Raw genomic sequence first — 14,990 nt, 5'->3', positions numbered from 1 at the left:
CTTATTCCTTCGAGGTCGGCGAGATGGTCTTGCTGACCTTGCCGGCCTCGTCCAGCATCTGGATTTCGGCCTTGCCGTCCGCGCTGACCAGCAACATCATGCGCACCCGGCCTTGAGCATCCTTCAGCTGCAAGGAGGAACCCTTGTCGCGTGTGTTGCCCAGCCAGATGCGGTTGTTGCTCAAACGGCCCTGCTCGTTCAGCTTCTGCCAATACGCTTCCTGCTCGGCCTTGGGCAGCTTTCTCCCCGCCTCGCCGAAGCGGCTGTAGTCCTCCAGCGACGTCACCGTGTACAGCGGCACATCGTTGATCTTGATGCCGGTAGTTTGATGGGCCGCACTGTCGTTGTTCATCAACTGCAGGGCCTGGTCCTGGCGGAAGCGGTCGAAGGTCAGCGACAGGCCGGACGAGATCTTGCCGTCGGCGGCGATGCTGCCTTTCTGGATCAAGCCGCCATTTTCCGTGCCTTCCTCGTTGATGAACAACATGCCGGCAAAGCTGTTGCGGTCGGGGCGGGCGCCTTCCTTGCCCTGCATGAAATCGCCGGGGAACTGCGCCTTGTTCGAAATGACGATGCGCTTGGTGCCGTCCGGTTCGACGATATTGATGCGACCCACGGTGATCTCGTCGAACTTCTCATGCCTGATCGGCTCCCTGGCCCCGCTCAGGAAAAACACTGCGGCCAGCGCGCTGGCCATGGTCGTTGCACCCGTCAAAAATGTTCTGATTTGCGACACGCTACTTCTCCTCTGGTTATTTCAACTCGTTGTTAATCGCTGCGCTTGCCTTGCGCATCCGCCACTCGACAAAACAGATCAGCACGCTGCAAAACGCCAGCAGCCCGCCCAGGTATTGCAACACCCGGTTGAGCGGCGAACGCGCATGGCGCGTGTTGACTAGTTCGAACTTGCGCTTGCCGTTCTCGACGTTCTCGAAGAACACACTGCCCCGGTCTTCCGGGAACTCGACCGTCGCCAGCCGGACCCGGTCGGCTTCGAACGCGGCCAGCAATCTGGCGTGTTCTTCGGCGCTGATCGTGTTCGCGGCGAGCTTCAGGTTCTGGATTTCCTTGAACTGGTCAAAGATATTGTCTGACTCATTTTTCAGCAGCACGCCTTTGGACACGTACTTGTACTGCATGTTGGAAGAGAAAATGCCGTCGTTGGCCGCCAGCATCAGCGCGAACCCGAGGGCGCCGGCAGCGGCGGCGCTGAACAGCCATTTCCTGGCGTCGTGGACGCGCTGAGTGACGGTGCCGTTCAAGAACTGGCTAACTTCCGGTATATGGCGCAGCGACGTTTGCAGCGCCTGCTTGTTGATACCGCTCAGGAACTCCCTGGCGTCGAGTTCGAGGGCGGCGACGATGGCGCTGAACATCTCGGCCGAGGGCTGGGATTTATCGTTCTCCAGCTTGGACAGGTAGGACTGCTCGATGCCGATCGCAGCCGACATCTGCGGCTGCGTGAGATTTCTTTCCGTTCTGATTTGCTTGAGTCGTTCGCCAAAATTCATCGGGGACATGCCTTTCTTCCAAGAGAATGGGCATATTCTTGTCTATTCCTCAATGAATGAGAAGATGAATATCGGCGAATACCGGTGAATATTGCGTTTGGACCTCGAATGCTACAGCGCAGCCAAGTTGGCGCGGGTGGCGGCGGCCTGCTCCTGCAATGCCTGACGGTCGGCGTCGCTCATGCGGCGCAGCTGCTGATAGACCATGCCGAGGCGGTGGTTGCTACCCAGCTGCTTTTCATTGCGAAGGAAAAAATCCCAGTACAACGCGTTGTAGGGGCAGGCGCGTTCGCCGATGCGTTGTTTCTTTTGGTAGTGGCAGCCTTTGCAATAATCGCTCATGCGGTCGATATAGGCGGCGCTGGAAACATAGGGTTTGGTCGCCAGCAGGCCGCCATCGGCATACTGGCTCATGCCCAGCGTGTTCGGCAGTTCCACCCATTCGAAGGCGTCGATGTAGATGCCCAGATACCATTGATGCAGTTCCTGCGGCGACAGTCCCGCCAGCAGGGAAAAATTGCCGATGACCATAAGCCGGTTGATGTGGTGGCTGTGCGCGTGCTCCAGCGACTGGCCGATGGCCGCCGCCACACAGCGCATGCGCGTGTCCCCGCTCCAGAACCAGTGCGGCAGCGCCGTCGTATGGCCGAACATATTGAGTTGTCCGTAGACCGGCATGCGGTACCAGTAGACGCCGCGCACGTATTCGCGCCAGCCGAGTATCTGCCGGATGTAGCCCTCGGCCGACGCCAGCGGCACGGCGCCGTCGCGCCAGGCCGCTACGACCCGGTCGACCACGGTGCGCGGATCGAGCATCTTGGTGTTCATCGCGAACGACAGCAGCGAGTGGAACAGCCGCCAGGCGCGCACGCTCATCGCGTCCTGGTAGCGGCCGAAATGGGGCAAGGCGTGCTGCACGAAGCTGTCCAGCTGCTGCAGCGCTTCATCGCGGTTGAGCGGCCACGCGAAATCGCCGGCCTGCGGAACGCCGAAGGTGCGCACGCCAGCCGCTTCGATGGTTTGCCATAGCGCGCTGTGGTCGTGGCGCGGGCGCGAATCGGCAGGCTCCCACGGCACGCCCGGCCAGGCTTCGCGGTTGTCGTGGTCGAAATTCCATTGCCCGCCGGTCGGACTTCCAGTCTCCGAGACCAGCACGTCGTGGCGCTTGCGCATGTGGCGATAGAACGGTTCCATGACCCACGCGGCGCGGCCTTCGAAGAAGTCGGCGGCCTCGTGGCGGGCGGTGTAGAAGTGTTCGCTGTCGTCCATCTGCGTGGCGATGTCCAGACCGGCGGCATACGCGACGAGCTGCTGGTCCAGCCGCCATTCGTCCGGCGCCTGCCAGGCGAAGCTATCGGCCCCGTAGTGCGCCAGCAGGTAGTCCAGGTTGGCGGGCAGGGATTGGCGGTTGTCCGGATCGTCGATGCTCAGGTAGTGCACGCGGTGGCCGGCCTCGCGCAGCCGGCGCGCCAGATCGCGCATGGCGGCAAAGATGGCGATCACCTTTTGCGCGTGGTGCAGCACGTAATCGGTCTCCTGGCGCACTTCCATCAGCACGAACACCACGTCCTGGCGCGGCCGGGCGAACCAGCTATGGCCGCAATTGAGCTGGTCGCCGAGGATCAGTTTCAGCGTTGTGCTCATGTTCAATCCAGCACGGGAACGCGGAAGCGGCGGCGCAGCCAGCGAATCGGGGCGCCGATCAGGGGCAGCTTGGCCAGCAGTTCCTCGGCGGCGTCCCAGTAGTCGCGGTGGACGACCACCAGGCCGTCCTGGTTGAAGCGCAGGTGGCTGCCGCCGGCGATCTGGTACGGCACGCCGCGCAGCCGGAACACAAACAGCCAGGTGACGAAGGCCTGGTCGCCCTGCACGATGCGCTCGCCGATGACGAAGCGCGGCTCCTCGGTGTGGACAAACATGTGACGGAAAATCGCCTCGATGGCGGCCACGCCGCGCACGTCGTTGAAGGGGTCGCGAAACTGCGCATCGGCTGCGTAGAATTCGCGGGCCCGCGCAACGGTGTGCGGCGTCAGCGCGGCATACCAGGCCAACAGGGGTTCGGGATCGGTCATTGCGGCACCAGGAAGTGGGTGATCAGGGCAAAGCGCCAGCGGTACGGCAGCCAGCGCAGCAGTTTGAGCATCAGCGTGAAGCGTTTCGGAAAGTGGATTTCGAACAGGCCGGCGGCGAAACCGCGCCGTATGGCCTTGGCCGCCGCCTGCGGTGTCTGCAACGCCGGCATGGCGAACTGGTTTTGCGCGGTCAGCGGCGTCTGCACGAAGCCGGGATTGATCAGATAGACGTCCAGTCCGCGCGGCCGCAGGTCGGTGTACAGCAGTTCCGCCAGATTGATCAGCGCGGCTTTGCTGGGTCCGTACACGCTGGCATTGGGCAGGCCGACATAGCCCGCCACGCTGGCGACGATGGCGATGCCGCCGCTGCCGCGCGCCAGCATGGCCGGCAGCACCGTGGCCAGGCCGGTGTAGACGCTGCCCAGGTTCACGGCCAGCGTGTGGGCGGCGCCGTCCGGGCTGACATCCCAGCTGCGCTCGGGGTGGTAGGCGGCGGCGCAGAACACGATCAGGTCGACGCCGCCGGCCTGTTCGCAGATGTACTGGTAGCGCTCGGCCCATGCATCCTGGTCCAGGATGTCGAAGGGCGCGACGATGGCTTGCGGATGCCCGGCGGCGACGCCTTGCAGCAGCTCGGCGCGGCGGGCCGACAGCGCCACCCGCGCACCCGCCAGCAGCAGCTCCTGGGCCAGCGCGGCGCCGATGCCGCTGGAGGCGCCGACCAGCCACACGCGCCGGCCGGCCCACGCCGTGATCGTCCGGTTCAGGGGCCGCATGCGCGCCTCCGGAACATCAGCGTGACTTGACCCAGCTCGACGCCGAACTTGGCCATGCTGGCGCGGTTGATCATCGTGCAGTCGTCGATCAGGAACATCCAGTCGTCGAAGGCCATCTCGTAGGTGCTGCCGTCGACCGGCAGCAGCAGCGTGTATTGCCAGCGCAGCGCATTGCCGGCCAGTTCGCCCTGCGCCTCGCCCTTGACGTCGTCGGCGCGCCCGCGCCAGCGGCCGTCAGCGGCACGCGTCAGGCGCCATACGCGGCGCTGGGTGCTGCCGTCGTCGTAGCGAAACTGTTCGTCGAGCGTCAGCACGCCTTCGCTGCTGGTGCCGGTGATGACGACGTGGAAGCGTTTTTGCACCGCGCCGCCACGCCGCTGGAACATGCCCCAGGCGTCGGTGGTGCCGGTGAAGTAGGCGGCCAGGTCGAGCGCGGGCTGTTGCGCCTTGTATTGCTGGACGTCGGGACCGGCGCAGCCGGCGAGCAAGGCCAGCAGCAGGCCGCAGAACAAGGTTTTCATGGTGAACTCCAGTAGCGTACGACGGGCATGGATGCCGGATGGAAGCGCCACAGCGCGGCCATCGCCAGCAGTTTGAGCAGGCAAGGGACGGCGGCGTACACCAGCGCCAGCGCGGCGCCGCCGGCCACGCCGGGCTGGTATCCGAGCGCGGCCAGCAGCGGCAGCGCCAGTCCGGACAAGGCCAGCGCCAGCTTGCCCAGCAGCGTCAGCACGCCGTAGTAGGCGCCGGCCGCTTCGCCGGTTCCGATCAGCTCGGCCAGCAGCACCGGCGGCATGGCCAGGTCGGCGCCCAGCGCCGCGCCGGCGGCGATGCAGACGGCAAAGTAGAGCAGCACGTCGCCCTCGCCCAGCAGCCCGGCGCCGGCAAAGCTGGCGATGGCCAGCGCCATGCCGATACGCCAGCACGGCAGCACGCCGATGCGGCGGGCCAGCGCGGTCCACAGCGGCAGGCCGCAGGCGGCGGAAATGAAATAGCAGCCGAGGAAGGCGCCGGCCAGCGGCGCCGCGTGCAGCCGGTCGCGGATGAAAAACAGCGCCAGCGTCGCCGGCAGCGACACCGAACAGGCATTGAGGAAATACGGCGCAAGCAAACGCAGGAAGGTGCGGTTCGACGCCATGCGCCGCAGCGTGCCGCGCCAGCCGCTTGCCCGTTCGGTGACGGCCGGCCACGCGGGCGCCAGTTTCAGCAGCGCCAGCAGGGCGGCCAGTAGCAGCGCGGCAAACGCCAGGCTGTAGAGCGCCATGCGGGCGGGGATGCGTTCGGCGTCGCCGCTCATGATGGTGGCGGGGATCACGCTGGCGACGATCATGCCCGCCAGTCCCGCGCCTTCGCGCCAGGCCGAGGCGGACAGCAGGGCGCCGCCGCCCAGGCGCGCGCCCCACGTCAGGTAGGCGATGTTCAACATGCTGTGGGCGCTGTAGGCCAGCACCAGCATGGCGCCCAGCCACGCGGCTGCGGCCACTTCGTTGGCGGGCGGCTGCCACAGGCCCGCGAAAGCCAGCGCGAGCACGGCGCCGCCCAGCGCCAGCCAGCGCGCGATGCCGTTGCGCAGGCGGTCGATGACGTGGCCCTGCAGCGGATCTTGCAAGGTGTCGAGCAGGCGCGCGGCAAACAGCACCCAGCCCAGCTGCGCCAGCGGCACGCCGCGCAACATGCTGTAGTACGCCCCCACCTGCACGTACACGGGCAGCGCGGCCATGGCCAGCGGCAGGCCGAGCAGGCCGTAGGCGGCCAGGCGCCACCAGCGCGGCGGCGCGGCGGCGGGCTTCACTGCGTGGCTCCCATCAGTTTGCGGCGCAAGTCTTGATCGCGGGTCCGCTCGTCGAGCCAGATGCCGAAGAAGGCGCGCGCCAGTTGCGGATCGTCGATGTCCGCCAGCAGACGCTGCTGGTTGTAGAAGCGCATGCCGTGGCCGGGCACATACACGCCGGTCAGCTCTTCGCCGGGGGCGACATCGGTGAAGGCGCGGTTCAGCGACTTGTCCCATTGCGCCAGCGTGACCGCGTCGATGGCTGCGCCGTTCAGGCGCTGGATTTCGTCCAGGCTGGTCTGCACCAGGCGCTGGCGGCTGATGCTGCGGTAGTAGTGCAGTTGCAGCGCGAACGCGCGCTCGGGCTGGAACGGCCGCTGCTCCGCCCACAACGTGGCGCGGTAGATGCGAAAGCCCAGCCAGCGCAGTTCGCCTTCGCCCAGCGCCTCGGCGCGGGGCAGCTCGTCGCGCCAGCTGGCGGCGCTGCACAGGCCGCTCGCTAAAAAGCAGCACAGCAGAACCCCTTGCCGGGCCAGCCGCAGCCAGGCGGGGTCAGGCCTTTTGCAGCAGGAATTGGACAACATCGGTGCGTCCCTCGTCAAAGGCGGCCTCGCAGTAGGCGAAATACATATGCCAGATGCGCATGAAGTGCTCGTCGAAGCCCTGGCCGGCGATCTGGTGGTGGGCGTTGCGGCACTGGACGTCCCAGCGGCGCAGCGTTTCCGCATAGTCGCGGCCGAAAGCGTGACGCTGCAACGGTTGCAGGCCGCAGCGGGCCGCCTGTCGTTCAAACCTCTCCACGCTGGGCAACATACCGCCGGGGAAGATGTACTGCTGGATGAAGTCGGCGCTGCTGCGGTAGCGCGGGAAATACTGTTCGCCGATGGTGATCGACTGCACCAGCGCCTGCCCGCCAGCCTTCAGCCGGGCCGCGACGGTGCGGAAATACTGCTGCCAGTACTGCTCGCCCACCGCCTCGAACATTTCGATCGACACCACGGCGTCGTATTCGCCGTTCAGGTCGCGGTAGTCGCACAGTTCCAGCCGGCCCCGGTCCTGCAGCCCCTGCGCCTGCACGCGGCGCTGCGCCACTTCCAGCTGCGACGGCGAAATCGTCACGCCGTGCACATGGATGCCCTGCTGCGCGGCCTGCTCGGCGAAGCCGCCCCAGCCGCAACCGATTTCCAGCACGCGCTGGCCCGGCCGCAGTTGCAGCGTGTCGATGATGCGCTGGTACTTGCGCTGCTGCGCACTTTGCAGCGACAGGCTGTAGTCGCCGTCGAACAGCGCGCTGGAATAGGTCCAGCTGGGATCGAGCCACAGCTGGTAGAAGTCGTTGCCAATGTCGTAGTGGGCGTGGATGTTGCGCTGGCTGCCCTTGCGGGTGTTGGGCCGCAGCCAGTGCCGCAGACGGTACCAGCAACGCGCCAGCGCGCCGCCGAACACCAGCTGGTCCAGCGACGCTTCGTTGCGCAGCGCCAGGCGCAGCAGCGCGGTCAGGTCGGGCGTGGCGACCCATCCGGCGGCGTAGGCCTCGGCAAAGCCGATGTCGCCCGCGCGCAGGATGCGCTGGCAGGCACGCCAGTCATGCAGTTGCAGCGTGGCGCCGGTGGGCGCGTGGGCGTCGCCGAACACCATGCGGGTATTGCAGGGCGTGATCAGCTCCAGGTGGCCGTGACGAATATTGTTGAGCAGCGCCAGGAACATGCGCGCGCCGACGGGGGCCGACAGCGCGGCGGTGGATAAGGTGCGGTTCATCGGGCAGTCTCCTGGTGCACGGTGGTGTGATGGGCGGGGGCGGGCGGCTTGCTGAAGAACGGGACGCGCTTCAGCCAGAGCCTGAGCGCCTGCCAGTGAATGCGGAACACAATGCCCAGCCCCAGCAGCGGATAGCGCAGCAACGCGCCGGCCACGGCGCGGTCGGTCATGGGTGCGGGACGGCCGCTGAGCGCGGTGCGCAGCAGCAGGCCGTCGCCGTCGTAGTAGTCGAGGCCGGTGCAGTGGCTGGCGCCGCCCAGGCGGAAGCGGAAGCGGTAGTGCCCTGCGACCTCGCAGAACGGCGACACGTGCATCTGCTTGTCGGCGCGGGCGGTGCCGGTGTCGCCCACCGTCGGGGCGACGCGCATCAGGTAGCGGTGGCTTTCGCCGAAGGTGTTGTTGACCTCGGCCAGCACGGCGCACAGCCGGCCGTCGGCGTGGTGGCAGTGCCAGAAGCTGACGGGATTGAATGCGTAGCCGGCGACGCGCGGAAAGGTCTGCAGCCAGATCTCGCCGTCGGCGGCGATGTGGTGCTCGCGCAGCAGTGCGCGCATCCATTGTTCCAGGCTGGAGCCGTCGCGCGGGCCATAGTCGCGGCGGCGGATCGACAGCGGCCGCCAGCGGTCCACGCCGAACCAGCGCGAATTGCAGTCGTCCAGCCGGGCCAGGTTCAGGCGCACGTAAAACAGCGGATAGACGAAGCGGTGCGGCGCCGGGCGCAGGCGCGCGTGCATCACCTGGCCGTGCACCAGCTGGGCGGCGGGCGGCTTCATGGCAGCGTGGTCCAGGCGGGCGCGGCGTCGAATGCCGTCGCGATGCGCAGCGCCGATTTCAAGCCGTCCTCGTGGAAGCCGTAGCCGGTCCAGGCGCCGGCGTACCAGATGCCGTCCTTGCCCTGTATCTGCGCCAGTTGCTGCTGCGCGCGGACGGTGGCCTGGTCCATGATCGGATGATCGTATTCGAACCTGGCCAGCAGCGTGCCGGCGGCGGGCGGCGTGTAAGGGTTGAGCGTGACGATGACCGGCGTCGCGAACGGCAGCGCCTGCAACTGGTTCAGCCAGTAGCTGACGCAGACCGGACGCTGTCCGGAAGACTGCGCGCCGGCCAGGTAGTTCCAGGCGGCCCAGACCTTGCGCCGGCGCGGCATCAGGTTCGCGTCCGTGTGCAGATAGGCGGTGTTGGGCTGGTAGCGCACGCCGCCGAGGATGGCGCGCTCGGCCTCGCCGGCATTGAGCAGCAGCGACAGCGTGGTCGGCGCATGGGTGGCGAACACCACGTCGTCGAAGGCTTCGGTGCCGCCGGCGGTGGAGACCAGCAGCTTGCCGCCCTCGCGCAGCACCGCGCGCACGGGTGTGTTCAGGCGGCAGTCCGGCAGCACGGCGGCGATCTTCTCGACGTAGTGGCGCGCACCGCCCGCCACCGTGCGCCATTGCGGACGGTCGTTGACCTGCAACAGCGCATGGTTCAGGCAAAAGCGCAGGAAGGTCGCCGCCGGAAAGTTCAGGATGTCGTTGGGCGAACTGGACCAGATGGCCGCGGCCATCGGCAGCAGGTAGGCGTCGCGGAAGCGCGCGCCGTAGCGCTGCTGCTGCAGCAGCTGTCCCAGCGTCAGGCCGGCCTGGCTGGACAATTGGAGGAAGCGCTCGGCGTTGCGGTTGAAATGCAGGATATCCCACAGCATGCGCAGGAAGGACGGCGAGCCGAGGTTGGCGAGCTGGGCGAACACGGTGGCCAGGCTGGTGCCCGCCCATTCCAGCGCGCCGCCGTCCATGGACACGGCGAACGACATGTCGCTGGCGTTGCTGGCCACCTCCAGTTCGTCGAACAGGGCCACCAGGTTGGGGTAGGTGCGCTCGTTGTACACCAGGAAGCCGGTGTCGACGCCGTGGGTGTGTCCCTCCAGCGTGACGTCGACGGTGTTGGTATGGCCGCCCAGATAGCCCGCCGCCTCGAACAGCACGACGTCGTGCTTGCGGCTGAGGAAATAGGCGCTGGCCAGGCCGGAGATGCCTGAACCAATGATGGCGATACGTTTGCGTGGCAGATTCATGTCGTTTGGATGGTTATTTTGACCGCCTTTTGTACCGGCGTGCTAATATTACTACCACCACACAACAAAAGCTACTGATTAGTAGCGTAAATTTACCAATGAGTATCCTTCCCAGATTAAGCTTTAAAAATCAAGCGTTTAAGCTGCGCGAAAATGCGATCCTCGATGCCGCGACCGCCGTGCTGAGCCAAAAAGGCTATGACTTGATGACCATGGATGACGTCGCCGGCGCGGTGGGCATCTCCAAACCCAGCCTGTACAAGCACTTCAAGTCGAAGGAGGAGCTGGTGGGCGAGGCGCTGATACGCTTGCTCGATGGCGCACTGGACTACGTCGCCGCGCTCGATCCGGCGCTGAGTGCGTTGCAGAAATTGTCGGCGCTCCTGGAATGGGCGCTGCGGGTGCGTCTCGATGGCGGCTTGCCGTTCCTGCCGTCCACCAGCCCCCACGTGCGCGATATGCTGATACGGAATGTGAAATACATGCTGCGCATCATGAAGCTGAACCGGCAGCTGGAAGCCCTGGTGAAGCAGGCGCAGCAGCTGGGCCAGCTCAACCGCGAGCTGCCCACCGACGTCATCCTGTTCAGCTACTACGCGCGGACCTGCGATCCGGCGGTCGAGTATCTGCAAAAGTACAGCAAGATGGCGACCGACGATATCGTGCGCCATATGCTGAAAGTGTCGTTCGAAGGCTTCCACTAGATCAAAACAAATGGCATGGCAAAGCCGGTCTGCGCGTCCGTCATCCCCCGGCGCGATGGTATTGCAAATAAATATAAATTATCTGTTTAATAAATAAATTTACATCGCTACCACAGTCTGTTGTAATGGCCATCCAGGGGGAAGAATATGGCCAAGAGACGCGTGATTCAATTTCATCCTTATGACCCAACCCATCCCAACGTGGGCGGCATAGGCAGCGTTATTCACGCGCTGATCAAATTTGCGCCACCGGACTTCGATATCTATTTCGTCGGCGTCAGCGTCGATATCCAGCGCCACCCGGTCGGCCGCTGGCAGCAGCTGGAACTGGATGGGCGCAGTTTTCATTTCCTCCCGGTCATGGAGGCCCCTGTCGGCCGACGCGAGAAGATACCGCGCACGCTCAAATTCGCCTACGCCTTGTGGCGCCACCGCAAACAGATCGACTTGCGCGGCGCCCTGCTGGAATTTCACCGGATCGAGCCCAGCGCCATATTCTGGCTGGCGTCCAACCATAAAGTCCTGTTCCTGCACGGCCATCACGGGAAAGACTATTACAACCCGAAATCCGAAGTGAAATGGTCGCGCTTCCCGGCCATCTATTTCTGGCTGGAGCGCCATTTGATCGCACGGATCAAACAGGTCTATATCGTCAGGGCCGATGCGGTCGCACACTACCAACAGCATTATCCGGCCATGCGCGACTGCATCCAGTTCATTCCCACCTGGGTCGACGAGACGGTCTTCCGTTCCTTGCCGGCGACCGGTCGCACGCAGCTGAAACAGCAATTCGCCCAAGAGCACCAGTTTGACCGGGGCAAAAAAATACTGCTGTTCGTGGGGCGCTTTGTCGGTCAAAAAGACCCGCTGTTGCTGCTGCAGGCGTATCTGGAATTCAAGCGCCACCGCGACGATACCGTTCTGGTCATGATAGGTGCGGGCGAGCTGGAATCGGACATGCGGCGCTTTATCCGCGAGCAGGGACTGGAGGCCGACGTCCGCATCCTCGCCCCCCGTTCCCATCAGCGGATTTCAGAATGGATGAATGCCGTCGATTGCCTGTGCCTGTCCTCGGCCTTCGAGGGCATGCCGGTGGTGCTGGTGGAAGCCCTGTATTGCGGCGTGCCGGTGGTCAGCACCGATGCCGGCGAGGCGGCCCGCCTGATACCCAACGAAAGCATCGGACGCCTGGTGCGCGAGCACGCGCCCCTGCCGTTCATGCAGGCGATCAGGCAGATTTTGTCGCAGCCGTCGGATCCGTGGGCATGCCAGCAGCAGGCAGCTCCGTACACGGCGAAGACGGTACTGCTTGGACTACACTCCCGCTACCGCGAGCTGCTCGATAGCGTCGACGCAGAGCCTCCGTCAGCGGCCGTTCGATAGCCAGGTAGACCGCATACCCCAGGCCTACGGCACCCAGCAATACCAGCAGATAGGTGCAGCGGGGACCGATCAGCGCCGCCAGGTGGCTCCTGATCAGCAGCTTCAGCAGCAAGCCCTGGAGCTGCTCGTGGATCAGGTAGATGGTATAGGACGCGTTCCCCAGTGCGACCAGGACGGCGGGTACGCGGAAATATTGTGCCGTCTCCAGCTTGGCCGCTCCGGCCAGCAGGAAAGCAAAGCCCAGTATCAGCACCAGATAGGACAGCTCGTGGGGCAGTGGCGGGGCCACGAGTGCGGCTATCGATATCCCCACGCCAGCCGCCAGCTCGATCCAGCCGCGCCCGCCGCACCGGTACAGGTAGAACGCCCCCATGCCGAACAGGAAATACAAATTAAAGGCAGCGGTATAGACATTGCCCGCGTTGCGCTCCGCTACGCTCGGATAGTTGTAGTAAATGACGCAGAACACGGCGGCCGCGGCAAATCCCGCCATGCCCAGGCGCCGGTTCAAAATCAACAGCGAGAACACGGCATAAAAGGCCACCTCGTGAAACAAGCTCCACGCCACCGTCAATGGTGTGACGGCGGCGGTGAATCGTATCAAGGTGAATGATGTTATCCAATCGCCCAAGCTGGAGGGAATGCGCGCATCGGTGCCAAAGCCTGCCGCCACCAGCAGGCAAAATGGGATGTTATATAGCCAATAGATGGGATACAGGCGAATGAAGCGCCGGTAGATATACGGCCACCACGCGGACGGCTGGCCTATCTCGCGGTGATGGGCAAACAGAATAATAAAGCCGGACAAGACAAAGAAGAACCGCACCCCGCCTATGTGGCGCGTCCAGTCAAAAAAGACCTGCTCGCCGCCGTAGCGCGGCAATCCCATGGCGATCGACAGATGGAAGGCGGCGACACTGATGGCAGCCAGCGCCCGTGCAGATTGTAGTGTTTTTAGCATGCAATAATATTAACATTGAATGCCGGAAGCCTCGACAAAAAAAACGCAGCCCGAGAGGGCTGCGCTTTTGGTGCAGGTCTGTCGCCAGCCTTACTCGACCGTGACCGACTTCGCCAGATTGCGCGGCTTGTCCACATCGGTGCCGCGTGCCAGCGCCGAGTGGTAGGCCAGCAGCTGCAGCGATACAACGTGCAGGATAGGCGACAGCAGGCCGTAGTGTTCCGGCAGACGGATCACGTGCACGCCCTCGCCCGAGGTGATGCGCGAGTCGACGTCGGCAAACACGTACAGCTGGCCGCCGCGCGCGCGTACTTCCTGCATGTTGGATTTCAGCTTCTCGATCAGCGCATCGTTCGGCGCGATCGTCACGACCGGCATTTCTTCCGTCACCAGCGCCAGCGGGCCGTGCTTCAGTTCGCCTGCCGGATAGGCTTCGGCGTGGATGTAGGAAATCTCTTTCAGCTTCAGCGCGCCTTCCAGGGCGATCGGGTAGTGCATGCCGCGGCCGAGGAACAGTGCGTTTTCCTTGCGGGCGAAATCTTCCGACCAGGCGATGATCTGCGGCTCCAGCGCCAGCACGGCCGAGATCGCAACCGGCAGGTGGCGCATGGCTTTCAGGTGCTGCTCTTCTTCCTCGTCGGTCAGGCGGCCGTTGACTTGCGCCAGCGACAGGGTCAGCAGGAACAGCGCGGCCAGCTGGGTGGTGAAGGCCTTGGTCGACGCCACGCCCACTTCGACGCCGGCGCGGGTGATGTAGGCCAGTTTGCATTCGCGCACCATGGCGCTGGTGGCGACGTTGCAGATGGTCAGCGTGTGTTCCATGCCCAGGCTGCGGGCGTGCTTCAGTGCGGCCAGGGTGTCGGCGGTTTCGCCGCTTTGCGAGATCGTCACCACCAGCGTGTTCGGGTGCGGCACGCTGTCGCGGTAGCGGTATTCGCTGGCGATCTCGACGTTGACCGGGATCTTGGCCACCGATTCGATCCAGTACTTGGCGGTCAGGCCGGAGTAGTAGCTGGTGCCGCAGGCCAGGATCAGCACGCGGTCGATCTGCTTGAAGACGTTGTAGGCGCCGTCGCCGAACAGTTCCGGCATGATGCCGGTGACGCCTTCGAGCGTGTCGCCGATAACGCGCGGCTGTTCGAAGATTTCCTTCTGCATGTAGTGGCGGTACGGGCCCAGCTCGGCCGCGCCGGTGTGCGCCTGCACGGTTTTGACTTCGCGCGTGACCGGCTTGCCGTCGACGTCGACGATCCAGGTGCGGGCCAGTTGCAGGTCGACCACGTCGCCTTCTTCCAGGTAGATGATCTGGTCGGTGGTGCCGGCCAGCGCCATCGCGTCCGAGGCGACGAAGTTTTCACCCTGGCCCAGGCCGACGATCAGCGGCGAACCCTGGCGCGCGGCGATCACGCGGTGCGGTTCTTCGCGGGCGAACACGGCGATCGCATACGCGCCGTGCAGGCGTTTGACGGCCAGCTGGACGGTTTCGAACAGGTCGCCGTTGTACATGTGGTCGACCAGGTGGGCGATCACTTCGGTGTCGGTCTGGCTCTGGAAGACGTAGCCGAGCGCGGTCAGTTCGGCGCGCAGTTCGTCGTGGTTTTCAATGATGCCGTTGTGGACCAGGGCGATGCGCGCCTGCTCGGTCGATGGCGAGAAGTGCGGGTGGGCATTGTGCGAAGCCGGGGCGCCGTGCGTGGCCCAGCGGGTGTGGGCGATGCCGGTGAAGCCTTGCATGCCGACTTCGGCGATCTGCTTTTCCAGGTCGGCCACGCGCGAGGTGCTGCGCGAGCGCTGCAACTGGCCGTCCACGTGCAGGGCGACGCCGCAGGAATCATAGCCGCGGTATTCCAGGCGCTTCAGGCCTTCGATCAGGATAGGGGTGATGTTACGCTGCGCTACCGCGCCGACTATGCCGCACATGGAAAACCTCGCTAAAAATAAGTGTAGCCATGCTAGAGCAGGACTTCTGAAATAAGCTTTCTAAATCCTGTATATTTTGGAATA

Annotated in this window: 14 protein-coding genes and 1 pseudogene; 2 read left to right on the top strand and 13 right to left on the bottom strand. The window is 64.5% G+C overall.

The features are described 5' to 3' along the window. Position 1: 1 nt before the first annotated feature. The 11 genes from GEV01_RS24115 to GEV01_RS24065 all read right to left on the bottom strand — a co-directional run bounded on the left by GEV01_RS24115 (position 2) and on the right by GEV01_RS24065 (position 9,938). Positions 2-736 carry a hypothetical protein gene (locus GEV01_RS24115; protein ID WP_328595610.1) on the bottom strand — a complete coding sequence of 245 codons (735 nt, stop codon included), beginning with the start codon at positions 734-736 and terminating at the stop codon, positions 2-4. A 16-nt stretch (positions 737-752) separates the two neighbouring features. Then, positions 753-1,511 (bottom strand): helix-turn-helix domain-containing protein, encoded by a 759-nt coding sequence (locus GEV01_RS24110; protein ID WP_235914555.1) that lies wholly within the window; start codon positions 1,509-1,511, stop codon positions 753-755. Positions 1,512-1,622: 111 nt separating this feature from the next. Further along, positions 1,623-3,155, bottom strand: coding sequence for a cryptochrome/photolyase family protein (locus tag GEV01_RS24105; protein WP_152808004.1), 1,533 nt, complete (start codon positions 3,153-3,155; stop codon positions 1,623-1,625). A 2-nt stretch (positions 3,156-3,157) separates the two neighbouring features. Then, positions 3,158-3,583: a nuclear transport factor 2 family protein gene (locus GEV01_RS24100; protein ID WP_152808003.1), complete on the bottom strand. Its 426-nt coding sequence runs from the start codon at positions 3,581-3,583 to the stop codon at positions 3,158-3,160. Continuing rightward, the gene (locus tag GEV01_RS24095) at positions 3,580-4,359 is read right to left on the bottom strand and encodes an SDR family NAD(P)-dependent oxidoreductase (RefSeq protein ID WP_152808002.1); all 780 of its coding nucleotides are present in this window, start codon (positions 4,357-4,359) and stop codon (positions 3,580-3,582) included. Before GEV01_RS24095 ends, GEV01_RS24100 begins: the two co-directional genes overlap by 4 nt. Beyond that, positions 4,347-4,880 (bottom strand): DUF3833 domain-containing protein, encoded by a 534-nt coding sequence (locus GEV01_RS24090; protein ID WP_152808001.1) that lies wholly within the window; start codon positions 4,878-4,880, stop codon positions 4,347-4,349. The genes GEV01_RS24095 and GEV01_RS24090 overlap by 13 nt, the downstream gene beginning before the upstream one ends. Continuing rightward, the gene (locus tag GEV01_RS24085) at positions 4,877-6,079 is read right to left on the bottom strand and encodes an MFS transporter (protein WP_235914574.1); all 1,203 of its coding nucleotides are present in this window, start codon (positions 6,077-6,079) and stop codon (positions 4,877-4,879) included. Before GEV01_RS24085 ends, GEV01_RS24090 begins: the two co-directional genes overlap by 4 nt. Before the next feature lie 68 nt (positions 6,080-6,147). Continuing rightward, positions 6,148-6,714 carry a chalcone isomerase family protein gene (locus GEV01_RS24080; RefSeq protein WP_152808000.1) on the bottom strand — a complete coding sequence of 189 codons (567 nt, stop codon included), beginning with the start codon at positions 6,712-6,714 and terminating at the stop codon, positions 6,148-6,150. After that, a complete protein-coding gene (locus tag GEV01_RS24075; RefSeq protein WP_152807999.1) occupies positions 6,683-7,888 on the bottom strand; it encodes an SAM-dependent methyltransferase in 1,206 nt (401 codons plus the stop codon). The genes GEV01_RS24080 and GEV01_RS24075 overlap by 32 nt, the downstream gene beginning before the upstream one ends. Beyond that, a complete protein-coding gene (locus tag GEV01_RS24070) occupies positions 7,885-8,661 on the bottom strand; it encodes a DUF1365 domain-containing protein (RefSeq protein ID WP_152807998.1) in 777 nt (258 codons plus the stop codon). Before GEV01_RS24070 ends, GEV01_RS24075 begins: the two co-directional genes overlap by 4 nt. Next, positions 8,658-9,938 (bottom strand): NAD(P)/FAD-dependent oxidoreductase, encoded by a 1,281-nt coding sequence (locus GEV01_RS24065; protein ID WP_152807997.1) that lies wholly within the window; start codon positions 9,936-9,938, stop codon positions 8,658-8,660. Before GEV01_RS24065 ends, GEV01_RS24070 begins: the two co-directional genes overlap by 4 nt. A 98-nt stretch (positions 9,939-10,036) precedes the next feature. Here GEV01_RS24065 and GEV01_RS24060 point away from each other — a divergent pair, with 98 nt between their 5' ends. Together GEV01_RS24060 and GEV01_RS24055 are read left to right on the top strand one after the other, a co-directional pair. Continuing rightward, positions 10,037-10,642, top strand: coding sequence for a TetR/AcrR family transcriptional regulator (locus GEV01_RS24060; protein ID WP_152807996.1), 606 nt, complete (start codon positions 10,037-10,039; stop codon positions 10,640-10,642). A gap of 147 nt (positions 10,643-10,789) precedes the next feature. Next, positions 10,790-11,863 (top strand): annotated as a pseudogene (locus GEV01_RS24055) (glycosyltransferase); the annotation flags it as partial. A gap of 7 nt (positions 11,864-11,870) precedes the next feature. Here GEV01_RS24055 and GEV01_RS31200 read toward each other — a convergent pair. Both GEV01_RS31200 and glmS read right to left on the bottom strand, forming a co-directional pair. Beyond that, on the bottom strand, positions 11,871-12,986 hold the full coding sequence (locus GEV01_RS31200) for an acyltransferase family protein (protein WP_152807994.1): 1,116 nt from the start codon (positions 12,984-12,986) through the stop codon (positions 11,871-11,873). Positions 12,987-13,076: 90 nt separating this feature from the next. After that, entirely contained in the window at positions 13,077-14,906 is a 1,830-nt protein-coding gene (gene glmS / locus GEV01_RS24045; protein WP_152807993.1) for a glutamine--fructose-6-phosphate transaminase (isomerizing), read from the bottom strand. Positions 14,907-14,990 lie beyond the last annotated feature (84 nt).

It is taken from the genome of Rugamonas rivuli (genome assembly GCF_009380165.1).
Taxonomy (GTDB): Bacteria; Pseudomonadota; Gammaproteobacteria; order Burkholderiales; family Burkholderiaceae_D; genus Rugamonas; species Rugamonas rivuli.
The sequence above is the reverse complement of the archived record's forward strand: the minus strand, read 5'-3'. Positions and strand labels throughout refer to the sequence as shown.